Source organism: uncultured Methanobrevibacter sp., assembly GCF_937906425.1.
GTDB lineage: Archaea > Methanobacteriota > Methanobacteria > Methanobacteriales > Methanobacteriaceae > Methanobrevibacter.
Genome location: NZ_CALCYR010000287.1, coordinates 1 through 2,008, shown reverse-complemented (window position 1 = coordinate 2,008; position 2,008 = coordinate 1). Strand labels below are relative to the sequence as shown.

Below are 2,008 nucleotides of genomic sequence, written 5' to 3'. Positions count from 1 at the left end.
AAAATAAAAAAATAAATAAAATAAAAAAATAAATAAAATAAAAAAATAAAAAAACTATTAAAATTGATTAAAAAATAAAAAAAGAGTTAGAAAAAAGATTTATGAAAATATTTGATCTAACATCCAATCTGGGTCATATTCCTTAATGTCATCATATGATTGACCCATACCCAAGAAGAATATAGGTTTATTAATAATATGGCCAACAGACAATGCTGCCCCACCTTTTGAATCAGCATCTGCTTTAGTAAGAATCACACCATCAATGTCAATTGCCTCATTGAATTTTCTTGCCTGTTCAGTAGCATCGTTACCTGTTAAAGCGTCTCCGACAAATACAACAAGATCAGGTTTAGAAACTCTACGAATCTTTTTCATTTCATCCATCAAGTTAACATTGGTTTGCATCCTTCCAGCAGTATCAATCAAGACCAATTCCTTACCTTTAGCCTCTGCATGTCTTACTGCATCAAAAGCAACAGCTGCAGGATCTGAACCCTTTTCATGCTTGATTAATTTAACATCCAAATTATTTGCATGATATTCGACTTGTTCAATAGCTCCTGCCCTAAAGGTATCTGATGCAGCAATAACTGGAGTGTAACCTTTTTTAATGTAATAATTGGATAATTTACCGATTGTGGTTGTTTTACCAGTACCGTTAATACCTACAAGCATGACAACAAGAGGCTTGCCTTGAGCCACTTTCTCCTCAAGCAATTCTGTCATGGTCTTACCTTCAATGTTGATAATGTTATAAACTGCCTTTTTAAGAGCATCGTAAGTGTATTTTTCAATATCACTACTTCTTTTAATCTTTTTACCAACCAAATCATTTTTAACAGAGTCTACAACCGCACTGGACACATCCATTGCAACATCCGCTTCCAAAAGACCTAATTCCAATTCAAATAGAATATCTGAAACATCATCTTCAGAGATTGACTTTTCACGAATGAAAGACAGGAATCCTCCTTTACCTTCATCAGAATCCTCATCTTCTTCATCAGTTTCATATTTCTTATCTTCATCCTTACCCTTATCCTTTTTACGGCCGAATAAAGAACGTCTAGACTTTTTAGGTTTTTCTTCATCCCCAGATTCTTCTTCATCTTCAGACTCAACTTCAGACTCAACTTCAGACTCAACTTCAGACTCATCTTTAGATTCCTCTTCCAAAGCTTCATCTTTAGAGCCTTCTTCTAATTCATCTTCAGATTTCTCTTCGGACCCATCATCAGACCCATCATCAAGTTCTTCAGAATCTTTTTCATCATCAGAGTCTTTTTTATCACGTTTTAAGAATGATAAGAAACCTGATTTCTTTTCTTTTTCTTCTTCATCAGACTTTTCATCAGAATCTTCTTTATCATCAGACTCATCATCATCAGAATCTTTAGAATCTTCCTTATCATCAGAATCTTTTTTTTCTTCTGATTTTTCATCTAAATCATCAAAGTCTTCATCGAAATCATCTTCATCTTCATCGTCAATGTATTCTATGAGATCTTCATCAATATCATCGAAAGTCTCATCGAAAGTCTCTTCTAAAGTCTCATCTGTTTTTTCATCTAAAGACTCTTCCAATAATTCAACATTATTTTCTTCTTTAGCTTCATCTTCCACTTTATTTTTTAGTTTTCCACTTGCTTCTGAAAACTTTTTCTTTAATGAATCAAACAAGTTTATCCCTGCCTTAATAAGTATAATTAAAAATTTTCCTTATGATTAAATTTTAAAATAAAATAAAATAATATAAAATAATTATTCAGATTAAAAATTATCCAAATCCTAAATAATTACCTAAATCAGAACATTAGTAATTTTTCTAATTTATATTAATAATAGTTTTGTTTTAAAAACTAATAAACTTACTTATTTTTATAAAAAATAATGAAAATCATTAAAATTAAACTAATAAACTAACTTATTTTAAAAAAAAATAATGAAAATCATTTAAATAAAAAAAATAATAAACTAACTTATTTTAAAAAAAAATAATGAAAAA

Annotated in this window: 1 protein-coding gene; it reads right to left on the bottom strand. The window is 29.7% G+C overall.

Annotated features, from left to right (window positions below; all coding sequences use genetic code 11):
* Positions 1–99: 99 nt before the first annotated feature.
* Entirely contained in the window at positions 100–1,683 is a 1,584-nt protein-coding gene (gene ftsY, locus Q0138_RS08485) for a signal recognition particle-docking protein FtsY (protein WP_297983394.1), read from the bottom strand.
* Positions 1,684–2,008: the final 325 nt, after the last annotated feature.